This window comes from Sphingomonas gilva, from assembly GCF_003515075.1.
Lineage (GTDB): Bacteria > Pseudomonadota > Alphaproteobacteria > Sphingomonadales > Sphingomonadaceae > Sphingomonas > Sphingomonas gilva.
Genome location: NZ_QWLV01000002.1, coordinates 48,698 through 66,190 on the forward strand (window position 1 = coordinate 48,698; position 17,493 = coordinate 66,190).

General features: G+C 67.1%; 21 protein-coding genes. 13 read left to right on the plus strand and 8 right to left on the minus strand.

The features are described 5' to 3' along the window. Positions 1-19: 19 nt before the first annotated feature. On the minus strand, positions 20-232 hold the full coding sequence (locus tag D1610_RS04850; RefSeq protein WP_118863045.1) for a hypothetical protein: 213 nt from the start codon (positions 230-232) through the stop codon (positions 20-22). A gap of 136 nt (positions 233-368) precedes the next feature. On the opposite strand from D1610_RS04850, the gene D1610_RS16975 reads away from it, so the two are divergent. Beyond that, the gene (locus D1610_RS16975) at positions 369-545 is read left to right on the plus strand and encodes a hypothetical protein (protein ID WP_182466703.1); all 177 of its coding nucleotides are present in this window, start codon (positions 369-371) and stop codon (positions 543-545) included. 39 nt (positions 546-584) lie between these two features. On the opposite strand, the gene D1610_RS04855 is transcribed toward D1610_RS16975, so the two are convergent. Beyond that, on the minus strand, positions 585-1,208 hold the full coding sequence (locus tag D1610_RS04855; protein WP_118863695.1) for a S24 family peptidase: 624 nt from the start codon (positions 1,206-1,208) through the stop codon (positions 585-587). Positions 1,209-1,299: 91 nt separating this feature from the next. On the opposite strand from D1610_RS04855, the gene D1610_RS04860 reads away from it, so the two are divergent. Further along, entirely contained in the window at positions 1,300-1,479 is a 180-nt protein-coding gene (locus tag D1610_RS04860; protein ID WP_118863046.1) for a hypothetical protein, read from the plus strand. Continuing rightward, entirely contained in the window at positions 1,476-1,787 is a 312-nt protein-coding gene (locus D1610_RS04865) for a hypothetical protein (RefSeq protein ID WP_245941988.1), read from the plus strand. Before D1610_RS04860 ends, D1610_RS04865 begins: the two co-directional genes overlap by 4 nt. Before the next feature lie 164 nt (positions 1,788-1,951). Here the strand turns inward: D1610_RS04865 and D1610_RS04870 are convergent, their stop codons facing one another. Both D1610_RS04870 and D1610_RS04875 read right to left on the minus strand, forming a co-directional pair. Next, on the minus strand, positions 1,952-2,644 hold the full coding sequence (locus tag D1610_RS04870) for a hypothetical protein (RefSeq protein WP_118863047.1): 693 nt from the start codon (positions 2,642-2,644) through the stop codon (positions 1,952-1,954). A 10-nt stretch (positions 2,645-2,654) separates the two neighbouring features. Further along, positions 2,655-3,854: a TIGR04063 family PEP-CTERM/XrtA system glycosyltransferase gene (locus D1610_RS04875; RefSeq protein WP_118863048.1), complete on the minus strand. Its 1,200-nt coding sequence runs from the start codon at positions 3,852-3,854 to the stop codon at positions 2,655-2,657. 65 nt (positions 3,855-3,919) lie between these two features. Here D1610_RS04875 and D1610_RS17510 point away from each other — a divergent pair, with 65 nt between their 5' ends. Continuing rightward, the gene (locus D1610_RS17510; RefSeq protein ID WP_281268946.1) at positions 3,920-4,042 is read left to right on the plus strand and encodes a hypothetical protein; all 123 of its coding nucleotides are present in this window, start codon (positions 3,920-3,922) and stop codon (positions 4,040-4,042) included. Further along, entirely contained in the window at positions 4,035-5,399 is a 1,365-nt protein-coding gene (locus tag D1610_RS04880) for a putative O-glycosylation ligase, exosortase A system-associated (RefSeq protein ID WP_118863049.1), read from the plus strand. Before D1610_RS17510 ends, D1610_RS04880 begins: the two co-directional genes overlap by 8 nt. A gap of 216 nt (positions 5,400-5,615) precedes the next feature. On the opposite strand, the gene D1610_RS04885 is transcribed toward D1610_RS04880, so the two are convergent. Continuing rightward, positions 5,616-6,173, minus strand: coding sequence for a type 1 glutamine amidotransferase domain-containing protein (locus D1610_RS04885; protein WP_118863050.1), 558 nt, complete (start codon positions 6,171-6,173; stop codon positions 5,616-5,618). Positions 6,174-6,282: 109 nt separating this feature from the next. On the opposite strand from D1610_RS04885, the gene D1610_RS04890 reads away from it, so the two are divergent. The 3 genes from D1610_RS04890 to D1610_RS04900 are packed head-to-tail and all read left to right on the plus strand — an operon-like array spanning position 6,283 to position 8,863. After that, positions 6,283-7,284, plus strand: coding sequence for a DNA topoisomerase IB (locus D1610_RS04890; RefSeq protein WP_245941989.1), 1,002 nt, complete (start codon positions 6,283-6,285; stop codon positions 7,282-7,284). A gap of 10 nt (positions 7,285-7,294) precedes the next feature. Further along, entirely contained in the window at positions 7,295-8,476 is a 1,182-nt protein-coding gene (locus D1610_RS04895) for a mechanosensitive ion channel family protein (RefSeq protein ID WP_118863052.1), read from the plus strand. A 12-nt stretch (positions 8,477-8,488) separates the two neighbouring features. Beyond that, on the plus strand, positions 8,489-8,863 hold the full coding sequence (locus tag D1610_RS04900) for a VOC family protein (RefSeq protein ID WP_118863053.1): 375 nt from the start codon (positions 8,489-8,491) through the stop codon (positions 8,861-8,863). 95 nt (positions 8,864-8,958) lie between these two features. Here D1610_RS04900 and putA read toward each other — a convergent pair whose 3' ends face one another. Further along, positions 8,959-11,985, minus strand: coding sequence for a bifunctional proline dehydrogenase/L-glutamate gamma-semialdehyde dehydrogenase PutA (gene putA, locus D1610_RS04905; protein ID WP_118863054.1), 3,027 nt, complete (start codon positions 11,983-11,985; stop codon positions 8,959-8,961). A gap of 121 nt (positions 11,986-12,106) precedes the next feature. Between putA and D1610_RS04910 the strand changes: the two genes are divergently transcribed. The 5 genes from D1610_RS04910 to D1610_RS04930 all read left to right on the plus strand — a co-directional run bounded on the left by D1610_RS04910 (position 12,107) and on the right by D1610_RS04930 (position 15,883). Further along, positions 12,107-12,538, plus strand: coding sequence for a MaoC family dehydratase (locus D1610_RS04910; RefSeq protein ID WP_118863055.1), 432 nt, complete (start codon positions 12,107-12,109; stop codon positions 12,536-12,538). A 128-nt stretch (positions 12,539-12,666) separates the two neighbouring features. Beyond that, positions 12,667-13,845: an acetyl-CoA C-acyltransferase gene (locus tag D1610_RS04915; protein ID WP_118863056.1), complete on the plus strand. Its 1,179-nt coding sequence runs from the start codon at positions 12,667-12,669 to the stop codon at positions 13,843-13,845. Between the two features lie 129 nt (positions 13,846-13,974). Further along, on the plus strand, positions 13,975-14,928 hold the full coding sequence (locus tag D1610_RS04920; RefSeq protein ID WP_118863057.1) for a glucokinase: 954 nt from the start codon (positions 13,975-13,977) through the stop codon (positions 14,926-14,928). Positions 14,929-14,990: 62 nt separating this feature from the next. Next, the gene (locus D1610_RS04925) at positions 14,991-15,473 is read left to right on the plus strand and encodes a pyridoxamine 5'-phosphate oxidase family protein (RefSeq protein WP_118863697.1); all 483 of its coding nucleotides are present in this window, start codon (positions 14,991-14,993) and stop codon (positions 15,471-15,473) included. A 41-nt stretch (positions 15,474-15,514) separates the two neighbouring features. After that, positions 15,515-15,883, plus strand: a complete 369-nt coding sequence (locus D1610_RS04930; RefSeq protein WP_118863058.1) for a YkvA family protein — start codon at positions 15,515-15,517, stop codon at positions 15,881-15,883. A 2-nt stretch (positions 15,884-15,885) separates the two neighbouring features. Here D1610_RS04930 and D1610_RS04935 read toward each other — a convergent pair whose 3' ends face one another. Both D1610_RS04935 and D1610_RS04940 read right to left on the minus strand, forming a co-directional pair. Beyond that, entirely contained in the window at positions 15,886-16,224 is a 339-nt protein-coding gene (locus D1610_RS04935) for a hypothetical protein (protein WP_118863059.1), read from the minus strand. 17 nt (positions 16,225-16,241) lie between these two features. After that, positions 16,242-17,462 carry a polyhydroxyalkanoate depolymerase gene (locus D1610_RS04940; RefSeq protein WP_118863060.1) on the minus strand — a complete coding sequence of 407 codons (1,221 nt, stop codon included), beginning with the start codon at positions 17,460-17,462 and terminating at the stop codon, positions 16,242-16,244. Positions 17,463-17,493 lie beyond the last annotated feature (31 nt).

Below are 17,493 nucleotides of genomic sequence, written 5' to 3' on the forward strand. Positions count from 1 at the left end.
AGCCCTTTCGGGCGGCCATTCAGTGGATTGTGCCGGGCGCGCGCCGTTCCGCCATCAGATCGATCAGCCGCGCGACCTGCCGCCAGCGGCAGAAATGGATGTGATTGCCCAGGCCCCGGCTGCGATGCGCGCGCTTCGCCGCCTGCGCCGCCGCCGCTTCGCCATGATCGCGGATCAGCGCCACGGCGTCGGCCACGGCGCTGCGATCGTCGAGATAGGGCATCGGCGGCATGGGCGCTCCTGTATCGGGGAAGGAGGCGATCGATAGCGCGCGGGGGTTACGACGGCGCGCACGGGCAAGGTTGACGAGCGGTTGACCATCGCGCCGCCGGCTGGCGCCCGGCGCCGTCCCGTGGCAAGGGCGGCAGATGACCACCCCCTCCCCCCGCGAACCGCGCGCCGCCGGCGGCCTGATGGCGATAGCCATATTGGGCGGCGTGGTGATCGGATCGATCCTGGGCCAGCCGACGATAGGCTTCCTTGTGGGCGCGGCGATCGGCGTGGGACTGCTGGCGGCGTTCTGGGTGATCGATCGGGGGCGGTAGGTGGGGCCTACACCTCCCCGGAACGGGGAGGTATTGGTGCTACCTGAACCGCCGCACCGACCGCACCACCCTGCCCTTCAGCTCCATGCGCGCTGCGTCGAACGCGCCGGGATCGGGCTCGTCGGGATTGTCGCTCGCCACCGTCCAGCCGCGCCCCTGGCGCTTCAGCCGCTTGACCATCAGCGTGTCGTCGACCGTCATCACCCATAGCCCCTCACGCACCCGGATCGGCGGGGTGGCGTCGACCAGGATCTCGTCGCCGTCGAACAGGGTCGGGGACATCGAATCGCCGGTGACGCGGATGTAGCTCAGATGCTCGGGTGCGATGCCCGGCACCTCCTGCCGCGCGAGATGGGTGATGCCGCGCGCGGCCTCACCCTCGACGAAGGCGCCGGGGCCCGCCGACGCCGCCACCGCGAGGTGCGGCACGGCGATGGTTTCGGCGGCAATACCGCCCTCGCCGCCCAGCGCCGAATCGGCGACGCCGAAGAAGCGCGCCAGCCGCCGGCGATATTGCTCGGGCAAGAGGCGCGGCGATCCGCGCTTCATATATTGCTGGATATAGGCGGGATTGCAGTCGAGCAGCCGCGACAGCCCGGCATAATCATGCCCGCCCGCATCGATCAGCGCCTGCAAGGCGGCGCGCTGTTCGGTCCCGTCCATGCGCATCTCATAGCGATAGGATTTTTCCTAGACAAGTAGGAAATCGAGTCTGATAGGATATTTCCTACAGCGACTCGAACGGAGACAGGACATGGCGCTGCTGCGCGAAATCCAGGGATATATACGATCGACGGGCATGAAACCGACGGTGTTCGGCCGCGCCGCGGTGAACGATCCGCGGCTGGTGACCGACCTGAAAAGGGGCCGCGAACCCGGCGCGCGGCTGTCCGCGCGCGTGCGCGCCTTCATCGCGGCGGAGGGCGGACGATGAAGGGGTATGACGAACGCGATGCGGCGCGCGCGCTGATCGCCGCGCTGACCGCGGCCGCGCTGGCGGCGCAGATCACGCTCACCATCACCGAGGCGCGCGAGCGCCCCTGGGCCAGCGCCACCTTCCACGGCGCGCGGCACGTCCTGTCGGTCGGGGTTGCGGGCGACGTCGCGACCATCGAAGGATGGCTGGCGGCCTTGCCCGAACATCCCTTTGCGATGGCGCACCACATCGTCGCCGACATCGCGGTGGTTCGGAGCGCGAACGCGGATGTGGTGATCGAGGCGCTGACGGTGGCGAACGATTGACCGATTCCCGTCGCCCCGGCGAAGGAGTGTCGGGTTGTGCACGCCCCGCGTGCGCAAGAATTGCCTGGGAGGCAATCCGACCCGACGCTGGCCTCTGTCGGCAAGCGCCGCGACCGGTGTGCCGCAAGACCTGGAGGCCCCTGCCTGCCCAGGGGCGACGGGCTTCAGCCCGCGCGGCGCAATCCGTTCAGCCGCTCGACCGCTTCGCAGAAGCCGGGATCGAGCGGGCGGCGGCCGAGCGGCCCCAATTGCTCGCTGGCGATCGCCGCCTCCAGCCGTTTGAGCAGGTTGGGCACCGTCGGCTCTGCATCGAAGATCGGATCGCGCGCACGGGGGCCGCGCGGGCGGCGGCGGCGATCGGGGATATAGACCCCGCCGACCAGCTCGACCATGTCGGTCACCCGCTCGGGCTGGGCGGCTGGCGCGGGCTTCCTGGATGGCGCATCCGCGGAGACCGACAGGAAAGGCGCGCCGAGTTCCTCGTGCGCGGCGATCGGGCGCGGCTTCGCCTGCTTCTCCGCCAGCTGCGGGACCAGCCCGTCGAGCCTGACCTTGTGGATCCGCGGACGCGGCGTCCGCACGCGCAGGCGCCGCCGGCCATAGGCATAGGACAGCGGGACCTGAACGACCGCCGCGATCAGCAGCGCCAACGATACCGTCACCAGCGCGCGCGCGGTCAGCCCCAAGGGCGGCTCGGCGGCGGAGATCAGGGCGGGCAGGCCGCTCCCCATCACCAGGCCTTCGAACAGCGGCGCGGGCAGCGTGCCGACGACGATCGCGATGCCGAAGCCGATCGATCCGGCGAGTGCCGGCGCGAGCGGAAGCGAGATGCCTTGCGGGCGCGTGAGCATGTCCATGGGCGCGATCCTAGGACCGATGCGCTAACTCTTGGTAAACGGGTTCGTAACGGCTGATATTCCGCGCCCAGTCGCGTTCGCGGGCGACATAGGCGCGGGCGGCGGCGCGGCGGGCATCCCAGCTCGACCGGGCGGCGAGCAGTCCGGCAAGCGCAGCGGCGATGCCCGCGGGATCGCCGGCGGGGAACAGCGTGCCGGTCACGCCATCCTCGATCAGCTCACGGTGCCCGCCGACGTCCGACGCGGCGACCAGCCGGCCCTGCGCCATCGCCTCGAGCGGCTTCAGCGGCGTCACCAGGTCGGTCAGCCGCATCGCCTTGCGCGGATAGGCGAGGATATCGGTCAGCGCGTAATAGCGCTCGACCTCTCCATGCGGCACGCGGCCGGCGAAATGGATGCGCTCCGCGACCGGTGAGGCGGCCGCCTGCGCGGTGAGGCCGTCCGCCATCGGCCCGCCGCCGACGAGCAGCAGGTGCGCCCGCGGCCGGAGCGCGACCAGCGCCGGCATCGCGGCGATGAGGTCGTCCAGCCCCTCATAATCGTAGAAGCTGCCGATGAAGCCGATCACCTCGGCATCCGCCAGACCAAGATCGGCGGCGAACGCCTCGTCGCGCGGAGGCGGATCGCCGAACAGGCCCATATCGACCCCGTTGGGCACAACGAAGATCTTCGCCGGATCGACGCCGCGCGCGATCAGGTCACCGCGCAATCCCTCGCAGATCACCGCAACACCGTCCGCCTGCCATGCCGCCCGGGTCTCCAGCGCGCGGGTCGCGCGGTACTTGAGGGAACCCTCGCGCCCAGTGCCGTTGCCGACCGCCGCGTCCTCCCAGAAGGCGCGGATCTCATAGATCAGCGGAAGGCCCAGCCGCCTCGCCGCGCGCCGTGCGGCCATCGCGTTCAGCACCGGCGAATGGGCGTGGAGGATGTCGGGCTGGAACATCCGTGCGACCGCCTCGACGCGTTTCGCCAGCGCCGATATCTCGGCCAGCTCGCGAAACGGCGCAGGCAAGGCGCGGGCGTCGCCGGCCCGGTAGAAGGTCAGCCCGTCGACCGTCTCGACCGCGCTGGTGGTCCGCCCCTGCCGCACGCCGGTGACGCCCGCCACCCGCCAGGCGCGGGCGGCCTGCGCGGTCATGATCGCGCGCGTGCGGAAGGTGTAGCCGCTGTGGAGCGGCAGCGAATGATCGAGGACATGAAGCACGCGCATGGCGGGAACCTCCTGCCACGTCGCCCTTAACGGCGCGTCAACCGCGCGGAGGTAAGGCGCCTTTCATGGTCGACAATTTCTCGCTTGCGGTCGCGCACGCCCTGATCGCGCTCGCGATCTGGCTGCTGCTCGGCCGTGACGATCTGGATGTCGAGCCGCCGGTCGAACGGCGCGACCCCGATGCGTGACCTCATCTTCCTCGCCTTCATCCTCGCGATCATGGGCGCGGGGCTGAAGCGGCCGTTCCTGTTCGTGCTGCTCTATGTCTATATCGACATCGTGGCGCCTCAGCGGCTGACCTACGGCTTCATGACGGTGATGCCGATCTCCGCGATCGCAGTGGGCATGGCGGTGATCGCCTGGATGATCGCGGACGACAAGCGCGATATGCGGGTGAATGTCCGCCAGGGGCTCATCGCGCTGCTGCTGGGTTGGTGCTGGTACACGACGCGGAACGCCGATTTCCCGATCGAGGCGCTGACCAAGTGGGAATGGGTATGGAAGGCGCTGGCCTTCGCCATCTTCCTCCCCCTCACCCTGCGTACGCGCCTCCGGATCGAGGCGCTGCTCCTGTTCATGACGCTGTCGATCGCCGCGATCGCCATCACCGGGGGGATCAAGACGCTGGCCGGCGGCGGCGGATACGGATCGCTGCAATTGCTCGTCGCGGAGAATTCGGGCCTGTACGAAGGCTCCATCATCTCGACCGTCGGCATCGCGATGATCCCGATCATCCTGTGGTTCACGCATAGCGGCACGATCTTTCCGCCCGATTGGCGGGTGAAGCTGTTCGGCTACGCGCTGACCTTCGCCTGCCTGCTGTTGCCGGTCGGGACGCAGGCGCGCACCGGTCTGCTCTGTATCGGCCTGCTCGCCGTGCTGATGCTGCGCGACGTCAAGCGGCGGATGCTCTATTTGGTCGGCGCAGGTCTGCTCGGCCTCGCGGCCATCCCATTCCTGCCGCAGAGCTTCACCCAGCGGATGGACACGATCGGCGAATACAAGGCGGACGCCTCAGCCTCGACACGGATCGAGGTGTGGAAATGGACGTGGGACTACGTCAAGACGCATCCGCTGGGCGGCGGGTTCGAGGCGTATCGCCAGAATTATATCCGCTACGACAAGATCAAGGTCGACGATGTCGCGGGCAACAACGCCACGGTCGAACGCACGCTCGAGGTCGATCGCGGCCGCGCCTATCACAGCGCCTATTTCGAGATGCTCGGCGAACAGGGCTGGCCCGGCTTCATCCTGTGGATGCTGATCAACCTGGGCGGGCTCTACCGCATGGAGGTGCTGCGGCGGCGCTACCGCGAGGGCGCGGACGCCTGGGCCGGCAGGCTCGCCACCGCGCTGCAGCACGCGCACCTGATCTACCTGCTGGGCGCGGTGTTCGTCGGAATCGCCTTCCAGCCGGTGCTGTTCATGCTGATCGGCGCGCAGATCGGGCTCGACACCTATCTCGCGCGACGGCGCAAGGAAGCGGCGTGGAACCCGATCCGGCGGAAGAAGCGGGCGGGGCCGGTTTTGGTTGAAGCGGGCTGACCCTGTCGAAACGCGCTTAGCGGGCGGAAGCTGCTCGTGCCGGCCCCTCTCAACTGCGACTAGGGGCGTTGCCCCAAGTCTTCGTATCTCTCCCCTGAAGGGGAGAAAGAAATCATAACCTCTCTCCCCTTCAGGGGAGAGATACGGAGGCCGGGAGCATAGCGACCTGGCCGAAGTTGAGAGGGGCTTCAGCGAAGGGTGTGATCTTAGCTATCGTCACACCGCCTCGGCCACGTCCTCGCGCAGCTTCTCCAGCAACGCCTTGCTGAACGCCGGAATATCATCGGGTTTGCGGCTGGTGATAAGATTGCCGTCGATCACCACCTCCTCGTCGACCACGTCGGCGCCGGCGTTGACCAGATCGGTGCGCACCGACGGCCACCCCGTGACGCGGCGGCCGTCGACCACGTCCGCCTCGACCAGCATCCAGGGGGCGTGGCAGATCGCCGCGACGGTCTTCCCATCGTCCATGAAGTCCTCGACGATGTTCACCGCCGTTTCCTCCAGGCGCATCTTGTCCGGGTTGCCGACGCCGCCGGGCAGCAGCAGCGCGTCGTAGTCATCGATATCGACCTGATCGAGCGTCAGGTCGGGCGCGATCGTCCGCCCCTTTTCGCTGTCGTTGACCACGCCCTGGATCGGATCGGTCCCGATCGAGGCGAGCGTCACCCTGACGCCTGCATCGAGCAGCGCCTGGCGCGGCTCGAACAGCTCGGACTCCTCGAAACCGTCGGTCGCGAGGATCAGCACATGCTTGTCGTTGAGGTCGGCCATGATGGGTCTCCGATGCTGGGTGTCCGCCCCTCAACAGGCGCGACACGCGCAAGTTCCGGAACGATGCGATGGCCCTGCGCATTGGAAGGCCCAAGCAAAAGGAGCAGCGGTGGCCACCAAGATCGCCTATGTCGACGACGGCCTGCCCGGCATCACCCGCCGGAAGGCGGGCAAGGGTTGGGCCTATTTCGACGCCAAGGGCAAGCGCATCACCGATCGCGACGAGATCGACCGGCTGAACGCGGTCGGAATGCCGCCGGCCTATCGGGACTGCTGGTTCTGCCCCTCCGCCGACGGACATATCCAGGCGACCGGTTATGACGACAAGGGCCGCAAGCAATATCGCTATCATCTCGAATTTCGCGCCCGGCAGGAAGCCGCCAAATACGACCTGTGCGCCGATTTCGGGCGTGCGCTGCCGCTGCTGCGCGCGCGGGTGGAAAGCGATCTCAGGCGCAGACGGCTCGGCCGCGATCAGGCGATCGCATCGGTGGTGCGGCTGCTCGATCTGGGGCGCGTGCGCGTGGGCAACGAAGGCTATGCGAAGGAGAACAAGAGCTTCGGGGCGACGACGCTGCGCAAGCGCCATGCCGATGTTCGCGGCAAGACGCTCAGCCTCGAATATCGCGCCAAATCCGGCAAGCTGCGCGTGATGAAAGTCACCGACGGCACTCTCACCCGCTTCGTCAAGCAGATGCAGGACCTGCCCGGCCAGCAGCTGTTCAAATGGACCGACGAGGACGGCGCGTGCCATGTCGTCACCTCGACGATCGTCAACGACTATATCCGCGAGGCCATGGGCGAGGATTTCACCGCCAAGCATTTCCGCACTTGGGGCGCAAGCGTGCTCGCCTTCGAAGCGCTGGCGGAAGCGAAGGAGCCGCTCAGCCTCGCGGCGATGCTCGATCCGGTGATCCAGGCGCTGGGCAATACGCCGGCCATCGCGCGCAAATCCTATGTCCATCCCCGCTTGATCGACCTGACCAAGACGGGCCAGAAGGCGTTCCGCGAGGGGCTGAAGCTGCCCCGCGCGACCCGCTATCTATCCCGCCACGAGCGCGGGCTGATCGAGCTGCTCGACAGTCCCGCGCCCCGCGCCAAGGCCGCCTAACAGGAGACCCATGAGCAACACCGCCGCCGCCAACACGAGCGCGACCGCGCGCCCGGACCTGGGACCGCAGCTGCAGGTTATGTGGAACGACAGCGCCATCTGGTTCCAGACGCACTGGCTGCAGATACTGATCGCGGTAGCGGTCGCGACCGGCATCGTCCTGCTGCTCTACTTCCTGCGCCGGATGGGCGTGAAGCTGTGCGAGCGCGATCCGCGCCACACCGGCTGGCCGACGGTGTTCGGCCGCGCGATCAGCAAGACCGGAAGCTTCTTCATCATCATGGCGGCCGCCAGGCTCGTCTCCGGCTACGCCCAGCCGCCGGCGGTGGTGATGACGACGATCGAGTTCCTGTGGACCGTCGCCGCGGTGTTCCAGGCAGCGATTTGGGCGCGCGAGCTGATCCTGGGTTTCATCGAACATCGCACCGGGGCCGAAGGCTATCGCGGCGAGGCGCTGATCAACGCGATGGGCATCATCCGCCTGCTGGTGACGGTCGCGCTGTTCGCCATCGCGCTGATCGTCGTGCTCGACAATCTCGGCGTCAACGTCACCGGCCTGGTGGCGGGCCTGGGCGTCGGCGGCATCGCCATCGGCCTCGCCGCGCAGGGCATCTTCGCCGATCTGTTCGCGGCGCTGTCGATCATCTTCGACAAGCCTTTCCGGCGCGGCGACAAGGTGACCTATGACCAAACGACCGGCGTTATCGAGGCCATCGGCCTAAAATCGACGCGCATCCGCGCCTTCACCGGCGAAGAGCGGATCATCTCCAACAAGCAGCTTCTGGACAAGGAAATCCAGAACATCACCAATCGTGACCATATTCGCATCCAGCTCGTGATCGGCGTCGCCTATGAAACCCCGCCCGAAAAGCTGGAGGCGCTGCCCGACATGCTGACGGGCATTGTAGAAGCGGCGAACGCGACCCTCGCACGTGCAAGCTTCGAGGCGTTCGGCGCGAGCTCGGTCGATTTCGCCCTGTGGTTCGACATCCCGGGCAACGATTGGCCCACCGCGCACAAGATTCGTGATGCGGTGATGATCGAGGTGCTCCGCCGTTTCGCCGCGGAGAAGATCAGCATCCCCTATCCGACGCAGACGACCTACACCGCCGCGCCGGACGGAACGATCGTCATGCCCTATCCCGAGGTCCAGCCGGTGCGCCGCGTGGACAAGGGCGAAGACGAGGAATGAGGAGAGACTGCCATGCTGAAGGACAAGTCATCATCCGCTATCGTCGGCGCAAGCGATCTTGAGCGCGCGCGCGATTTCTACGCCAACACGCTCGGCCTCGAACTTGCCGAGGACATGGACGGCGCGCTGACCTTCAGGACTGGCGATACCTGGCTGGTGGTCTACCAATCCGAGGGCTTCAAACCGAGCACCGCCAACGCCGTGGCGTGGGGCGGCGGCAAGGACGTCGAGACGATCGCGGACGACCTGCGTCGCAGGGGCGTGCGGCTGGAGGAGTATCCCGACATGGGCATGGAGGTCGACAACGGCGTCCACAAGGACGACGATTTCCGCGCGATCTGGTTCAAGGACCCCGACGGCAACATCCTGCACGTCAACAGCATGTGATCGTCGCCCCTGCGCAGGCAGGGGCCTCAGTCGGCATACGCGGCGGTCGATTCCTCATAACCCAGCGGCCCCTGCCTGCGCAGGGGCGACGGTTGTTATATGCCGGCGACATCGTCCATGCTGAGCAGCGTGGCATTGCCGCCGGCGCTTGTGGTGTCGGTCGAGGTGACGCGTTCTGCGGCAAAGCGCGGCAGGTAGTTGGGGCCCCCAGCCTTGGGGCCGGTGCCCGACAATCCCTCTCCGCCGAACGGTTGCGATCCCACCACCGCGCCGATCATCGTGCGGTTGACGTAGATGTTCCCCGCCTCGCCCAGCGCCTCCATGATCTCGGCCGATCGGGCGATGCGGCTCTGCAGGCCCATGGTGAGACCGTAACCCTTGGCGTTGACCCGCTCGATCGTCTCGGCCAGCTCGCCCGCCTTCCATGTCGCGACGTGCAGCACGGGCCCGAACCATTCCTGGGTGAGATCGTCGATCGATTCGAGCCGGATCATCGTCGGCGGGACGAACAGGCCGTCGACGGGCACGTCGATGGTCTTGATCCAGCGCGGCTTCATGCTCTCGCGATAGGTCATCAGCCGGTCATAGGCGGCCTGGTCGATCACCGGGCCGATATCGGTTTCGGGATTGCCCGGATCGCCGACGTTGAGCAGGTCCATCGCCCCGTCCAGCATCTCCATCGTGCGCTCGGCGACATCCTCCTGGATCAGCAGCAGGCGCAGCGCCGAGCAGCGCTGCCCGGCCGACTGAAAGGCGGATGCGACCACCGCGGCGGCGACCTGCTCGGGCAGCGCGGTCGAATCGACGATCATCGCGTTGATGCCGCCGGTCTCCGCGATCAGGGGAACGATCGGGCGGGCGTCGTCCTCCAGCAGCGACCGCGCGATGCGCCTGGCGGTGGCGGTGGAGCCGGTGAAGGCGACGCCGGCAATGCGCGGATCGGCGACCAGCGCCGCACCCACCTCCGGCCCGCCGGGAGCGAGGATCAGCGCGTCCTCCGGCACGCCCGCGCGGTGCGCCAGGCGGACCGCGGCCGCGGCGATGCGCGGCGTCTGCGGCGCCGGCTTGGCGACGACGGTGTTGCCCGCGACCAGCGCGGCGACGGTCTGGCCGAGGAAGATCGCCAGCGGGAAGTTCCACGGCGCCACCGTCGCCCATACGCCGCGCCCGCCATAGCGCAGCACGTTGCGCTCGCCGGTCGGTCCCGGCAGCTCCAGCGGCACGAACTTCAGCCGCGCTTGGGCGGCGTAATAGCGGCAGAAGTCGACCGCCTCACGTACCTCACCCAGCGCATCGGGGATGGTCTTGAAGGCTTCATGGACGCAGATCGCCATCAGCTCGGTGCGGTTCTCCTCGAGCAGGTCGGCGAGCCGTTCGAGGCAGGCGGCGCGCGCTTCGACGGGGGTTTGCGACCAGGCGGGAAAGGCGGTGTGGGCCCTTCCCACAACCTTCCCAACGCCGTCGGTGTCGAGCGAAGTCGAGACACCTTTCCCTGCGGTACGTCTCTCGGCTTCGCTCGAAGCGAACGGATGATTGCGAATGTCGGCGGCGGTCTTATCCAGCACCGCCCGATCATACAGATCCAGCCCCTCGCTATTGGCCCGCTCCGGGCGGAATAGATCGATCGGCAGCGGAATGCTCGGATGCCGCGCCCCGCCGACCGCGACGATCTTCTCCACCGGATCGGCGAGAATCTCGGCATCGGTCAGCCGCTCGTCGGCAAGCTGATGGACGAAGCTCGAATTGGCGCCGTTTTCCAGCAACCGCCGGACGAGATAGGCGAGCAGGTCGCGGTGGCCGCCGACCGGCGCGTAGATGCGGCAGTGGTAGCCCTCTTCGCGCACCAGCCGTTCGTAAAGCCCCTCGCCCATGCCGTGGAGGCGCTGGAACTCGAAGTCGCGGCTGTCGCCGGCCCATTCGAGCACGGTCGCGACGGTCAGCGCGTTATGCGTCGCGAAAGCCGGGTAGATATGCGGCGCGGCGAGCATGTCCTTGGCGCATGCCAGATAGCTGACATCGGTCGCCGCCTTGCGGGTGAACAGCGGATAATCGGCGAGGCCCTGCTCCTGCGTCTTCTTGATCTCGCTGTCCCAATAGGCGCCCTTGACCAGCCTGACCGCGAGCCGGCGACTGGTCGCCGCCGCCATCTCCTCCGCCCATTCGACCGTGCGGCGCGCGCGCTTGCCATAGGCCTGGACCGCCATGCCCAGCCCGTCCCAGTCCTGGAGATCGGGATGGCGCGCGAGCGCCTCGATGATCTCCAGGCTCATCACCAGCCGCTCGCTCTCCTCGGCGTCGATGGTGAAGCCGATGTCGAGCGCCGCGGCGCGGCGAGCGAGCGGCAACAGGATGTCGATCAGCTCGGGAATGCAGCGCCGCCACTGGGCGACCTCATAGCGCGGATGGAGCGCGGAAAGCTTGATCGAGACCGAATGGCCGGCATCCTTGACCTTCCCCACCGCCTCGATGGCGTCGAGATAGGCGTGGCCGTAATTCTCCGCATCGGGCCAAGTGCGCGCCGCCTCGCCCAGCATGTCGAAGCTGGCGGTGAAGCCCTTGTTCTCGCCCTTGCCCATGCGGCGGATGGCTTCGTCGATGGTGCGGCCCATGACGAAGACCTCCCCCATCATCTTCATCGCCGCGCCCACCGCCTGGCGGACGAACGGCTCGCCCGCGCGGCTGATCAGGCGGCGCAGCGCGCCCGCCTTCTGGGTCTCGCCGACCAGCGCGCGGCCCATCACCAGCCCCCAGGTCGCCGAGTTGACCAGCGCCGAGTTGGACTTGCCGGCATGCGCGCGCCAATTGGCGTCACCCAGCTTGTCGGCGATCAGCGCGTCGGCGGTGTCGGGATCGGGCACGCGCAGGAAAGCTTCGGCCAAGCTCAGCAGCGCGACGCCTTCGGACGAGTTCAGCCGATATTCCTGGAGGAACTGGTTGACCCAGCCCGAACCTTGTGCCGCGCGCAGATCGGCGAGTAGGCCGAGCGCATGGCCCTCCACGCCGCGACGCTCGGCGGCATCGAGTCGGGCATGGGCGATCAGCGATTTTAGAACTTCGGGTTCGGCGGCGCGATGCAGTTTGCGCAGGCCTTCGCGGGCGGAGGACGTTACGTCGGCGGTCATTTTCGAGCATCCGGTGCGGTTACGCTTGCCGAGGCGGCAGGCATGGGCCAAAGAGATGCCGCTCCATTACGCAAAAGCATCGGGAGGGAAAGCTGTGGCCGAGACGATCGCCGTAACAGACATGCCGGGCCGCGTGGGCCAGGAGGCGGTGTCCGACTGGGTCGAGGTCAGCCAGGAGATGATCGACAAGTTCGCCGATGCGACCGGCGATCACCAGTTCATCCATGTGAATCCGCAGATGGCGGCGATGACGCCCTTCGGCGGCACCATCGCGCATGGTTTCCTGACGCTTTCTTTGATGCCGCTGCTTGCTTCGAAGACCGAGCAGCCGAAGATCGACGGCGTCAGGATGGGCGTCAACTATGGGGGCAACAAGGTTCGTTTCCTCACGCCCGTCCGCTCGGGCAAGCGTGTGCGCGGGCGGTTCAAGCTGCTCTCCTTCGAGGAGAAGCGCCCCGGCCAGTGGCAGCAGACCAACGAGTTCACCGTCGAGATCGAGGGCGAGGACAAGCCCGCGATGATCGCCGAATGGATCAGCCAGATTTTCGTTTAATCAAAGCCCCTCCCCTTCAGGGGAGGGGTTGGGGTGGGGCATGTCATCGGGCGACGACCTCGGTGAGACACATTCCCCGCCCCCAACCCCTCCCCTGAAGGGGAGGGGCTTAAAGAGGAGACCACCCCATGCGCACCGCCGTCATCGTTTCCACCGCCCGCACGCCGATCGGCCGCGCCTATCGCGGGGCGTTCAACAACACCACCCCGCAGAAGCTGTCCGGCCACGCGATCGAACACGCGGTGAAGCGCGCCGGGATCGACGGCGCCGAAGTCGACGACGTGATCTGGGGCGCGGCGCTGCAGCAGGGCCACCAGGCGGGCAATATCGCGCGCCAGGCGGGACTTATGGCGGGGCTGCCGACCTCGGTCGCGGGCATGTCGGTCGACCGGCAATGTGCGAGCGGCTTGATGGCGATCGCAACCGCCGCCAAGCAGATTATCGTCGATGGCATGGATGTCGTCGTCGGCGGTGGGGTGGAGAGCATCTCGATGGTGCAGACCCCGCAGATGCGCGTCGGAATGGACAGCGAACTCGTCGCCAGGCACCCCGACATCTACATGCCGATGCTGCAGACCGCAGAGGTCGTCGCCACGCGCTACGGCATCGGCCGCGACGCGCAGGACGCCTATGGTCTCCAGTCGCAGCAGCGCACCGCCGCGGCGCAGGCCGCGGGCAAGTTCGACGACGAGATCGTCCCGCTCGCCAGCGTTATGAACGTCGTCAATAAGGAGACCAAGGAGGTCTCCACCAAGGAGGTGACGCTCGCCAAGGACGAGGGCAATCGCGCGGACACCACCGCCGAGGGGCTCGCTGCGCTGCAGCCGGTCGTCGGGCCGCAGGGTCACATCACCGCAGGCAACGCCAGCCAGCTTTCGGACGGCGCATCGGCGAGCGTGCTGATGGAAGCCTCGATCGCGGAGAAGAAGGGCCTGGCGCCACTCGGCCGCTATGTCGGCATGGCGGTCGCCGGCACCAAGCCCGACGAGATGGGCATCGGCCCGGTCTTCGCCGTGCCCAAGCTGCTCGAGAAGAACGGGCTTTCAGTGGGTGATATCGGCCTGTGGGAGCTGAACGAGGCCTTCGCGGTGCAGGTGATCTACTGCCGCGACAAGCTGGGCATTCCCGACGAGTTGCTCAACGTCAACGGCGGCGCGATCTCGATCGGCCATCCCTATGGCATGTCGGGCGCACGCATGACCGGACACGCGCTGATCGAGGGCAAGCGCCGCGGCGCCCGATATGTCGTCGTCACCATGTGCGTCGGCGGCGGCATGGGCGCGGCGGGACTGTTCGAGGTATTGTGATATCGAGCTCAGTTTCGCAATAATCAGACACTGATATCGCTACCAACGCACATATTGTGCGATCGTCTGCTTGACGCTATCAGTCGCGCCGACCGTGCCCGTAAAGGCAAGGCGGGGGAGAGAGACGCTATGGGGGGCGACGCCTTGGGGCTCGTGGCCGATGTCGGTCGCGTATCGGTGCGGTTCGGGCTGACGGGCGGCGGCAAGGGGCTTGCCCCGCGCAACGTGCGCAGCTTCCACACGGGCGAGCATTCGACCTTCACCAGCGCGCTCGTCGCCTATCTGGCCGAACTGCGGCTGGAGGACACGCCGCTTCCCAGCGCGCTGGCGATCGCCGGCGCGGTGAATGGCGACGTCATCAACCTGACCGGCAGCCGCTGGTACATCTCCCTGTCGGGGGTCGAGGCGGTGCTGCGCACCCGGCCCCGCGCGCTCAACGAATGCGCCGCCAAGGCGTTGGCGCTGACCGCGCTGCCCCAGTCCGCGATCTCCCCCCTGCCCGGCCCGGCGAGCAAGCCCGTCGCGGAGGGCGGCAACTATCTGGTGGTCAGCATGGGAACCGGCCTGGGCGTCGCGGCGCTGATTTCCGAATCGGGTCGTTTCGTGCCGGTGGCGAGCGAGGCGGGGCACATGGCATTCTCCCCCCGCAGCGCAGACGAGGAGGCCCTTGCGCAGGCGATCGCGGCCAAGGGCCAGTCGGTCAGCGCCGAATCGCTGCTGAGCGCGGGCGGCCTCGTTGCCGCCTATGCGGCGCTCGGCGCCGGCAAGACAGTGGACAAAGCTGAGGAAGTGACCCGCCGCAATGCCGGCGACGAGACCGCCAGCCGCACGACGGCGATGTTCGTCGAGTATCTGGGCGCTTATGTCGGCGATCTCGCGCTCGCTTTCACCGCCTGGCAGGGCGTCTACCTCACCGGCCCGATCGCGCGCGCGCTTCAGGCGCAACTGGCCGCGCCCGCCTTCCGCCGGCGGCTGGAAGACAAGGGGGTTTTCCGCCGCCAGCTGGCGAGCGTGCCGGTCTCGGTCGTCTCCAGCAGCGATCTCGAGCTGATCGGCGCCGCCGCGGCGCTCAACCGGCGCTGATCGACGGAAACTCTCGCCGCGCCAGCCGTTCTCTCCGCAACCCCAGCAACGGAGAAATGGACATGCAGGCTCAGCAGGAACAGGACGCCGAAGTCCGCGCGCGGATGTGGAAGGAAATGGGCAAGAGCCCCTTCGTGATGATCGGCCTGATCGGCAGCCACGATCACCGCGAGCCGATGACTGCGCAACTGGACGAAGACGCGCGCGGCCAATTCTGGTTCTATTGCAACCGCGACAATCGCGTCGCCAGGGGCGGCGAGGCGATGGCGCAGTTCGTCTCCAAGGGGCACGAGATCTTCGCCTGCATCCACGGCACGTTGACCGAGGAGACCAGCGAGGCGATCAAGGACAAATATTGGTCCAACATCACCGAAGCCTGGTTCGATGGCGGGCGCGACGATCCCAATCTGATGATGCTGCGCTTCGACCTGAAGGACGCGGAGATCTGGGAAGGTGACCAGTCGCTCAAGGGCAAGTTCAAGATGCTCACCGGCCAGACGATCGATCCCGACGAGGCCGGGCGACATGCCGAGGTGACGCTCTGACGCCGGTTGACGCCGGCCGGCGGGCGGAGGATGGCCGTGACATGGCCCCTACCCTCACCCACCGGCTGCGCGTCGAGGCGCAAGCCGTCTGGCTGGCGATCCGCGATCCGGCTACGCCCTGGTCCGCGCGCATCGTCGGCCTGCTCGTAGCCGCCTATGCGCTGTCGCCGATCGATCTGATCCCGGATTTCATCCCCGTGCTGGGGCTGATCGACGATGCCGTCATCATCCCCGCCGGCCTATGGCTGTTTCGCCGCATGATCCCCGAAGCCCAGTACGCCCGCCACCGGGCGGCCGCTGAAGCGGCGAGCGAACGGCCCACTTCGAAACTGGGCTTGGCGATGATGATCGCGCTGTGGATCGCGGCGGCGTGGCTGATGTGGTGGACGGTGCGGGTGAACTGGGATTGATGCTACTCGGTTCGTCCGGCGCGCTTCATGTTCACCTCATTCCGGAGGACCTCCAGGCGCGTCCTGAGCTCGGCCTTTTCGGAGTCCGACAGGCCGTCACGCGCATAGCGTTCTTCCAGCGTGCGGATCATGGCTTCCTCGCGCCGCAGCGCCTTGGCCTCGTCTCGCGACAGCTGGGCATGGCGGCGGCCATCACCGATGCCGTCATTGATCTGGCCAAGCTGGCGGCCGAGGCTCGAACCGGCGGGCAGCGAGCTGGGGCTGCCACCGCCTGAAATCTGGGCCGAGGCGGGCGAGTTCAGCATCGCCGCAGCAAGGATCGAAATCGCAACCGTGCGCATGACCAGCTCCCGTCGACTCACCTTTCGTGCGCGGTGATCCATTCCTCCAGCACCGGCGCGATCTTCGTCCGCCACCTGCTGCCGTTGAAGATGCCGTAATGCCCCGCCCCCTTGGCGAGGTGGTATTTCTTCATCTTCGCGGGCAGGTTGGTCGCGATGGTCAGCCCCGCCTTGGTCTGGCCGATGCCCGAAATATCGTCGCGCTCTCCCTCGATCGCCAACAGCGCCGTTTTGGTGATCGCCGCCGGATCGACGCGGCGGCCGCGGTGCGTCATCTTGCCTTCCGGCAGCGCATGGGTCTGGAACACCACCTCGACCGTCTGCAGGTAGAATTCCGCGGTCATGTCGCACACCGCGCGATACTCGTCGTAGAAATCCTTGGTCGCCTCGGCACTGTCGCCGTCGCCGGTGACGAGATGCTTGAACATCTCCCAGTGCGAGATCATGTGGTTGCCCAGGTTCATCGACATGAAGCCGGCAAGCTGGAGGAAGCCCGGATAGACCTTCCGTCCCGCCCCGGGATACATCATCGGCACGGTGACGATCGCGTTCTGCTCGAACCAGCTGTGCGGCCGCTGCGTCGCCAGCGTGTTCACCGCGGTCGGCGCTTCGCGCGTGTCGACGGGTCCGCCCATCATCGTCAGCGTGCGCGGGGTCGCGGGATGATCGTCGGCGTTCATCAGCGCCACCGCCGCGTAACAGGGCACAGACGGCTGGCACACCGCCAGCATGTGCGCGCCGGGACCGACCGTCTCCAGGAACTCGATCACATAGTCGATATAATCGTCGAGGTCGAAACGGCCTTCGGAAAGCGGCACGTTGCGCGCATCTCGCCAGTCGGTGATGTAGACATCGGCGAAGGGCAGCATCCGCTCCACCGTGCCGCGCAGCAGCGTGGCGAAATGGCCGGACATGGGGGCTACGATCAGCAGGCGCGGCCCGCCCCTCACCCCTTCGCGCTTGAAATGCTTCAATTGGCCGAACGGCTTTTGCAACACGATCTCCTCGCTCACCGCGATCTGGCGGCCGCCGATGGTGGTGAAGCCGAGCCCGAAAGCCGGCTTGCCGCGCGGGGCCGCGGCATGGGCGAACACGTCAAGCGCCGATGCGATGATCGTCCCGCCGCCGAAATAGGCGAAGGGATTGGCCGGGTTCTGGAGCAGTCCTACGCCGATATTGGCCATCGCGCTCGCCCCCGCGAGCATCGAGCGCTGCATTTCATAGGCATTGTAAAGCATTCAAATTCCTAATGGCGGCATGCCCCTGATA